1 protein-coding gene is annotated in these 240 nt (G+C 45.8%); it reads right to left on the bottom strand.

Going from position 1 to position 240, the window contains the following annotated elements:
• The coding region (locus SB773_RS34315) for a hypothetical protein (protein WP_410594985.1) at positions 1–186 on the bottom strand (186 nt) is incomplete at its 3' end.
• Positions 187–240: the final 54 nt, after the last annotated feature.

Raw genomic sequence — 240 nt, 5'->3', positions numbered from 1 at the left:
CGGCCACTGCGGAGTGAGTTTTGGAGCACCGAAACCAACAAGGACACTTACCGATATCATTCCGGTCAGCATCAAGATCCATTTATTTATGGAAACCATCGGAAACCTAATCATCTCCTGTATCGTTAGACGCAGCAGGGACAGCAGACCGAGCATCAAGAACCCGATGCTGATGATTCTTATCATTGCCTTATCCCCCACATAGGGAGTGAATGTATCTAGTACAGAAATGAAAATCAC

Origin of the sequence: Bacillus sp. SIMBA_074 (assembly GCF_046534555.1) — a bacterium.
Lineage (GTDB): Bacteria > Bacillota > Bacilli > Bacillales > Bacillaceae_G > Bacillus_A > Bacillus_A mycoides.
Note: the sequence above shows the minus strand (reverse complement) of the source record. Positions and strands in the feature narration are given on the sequence as shown.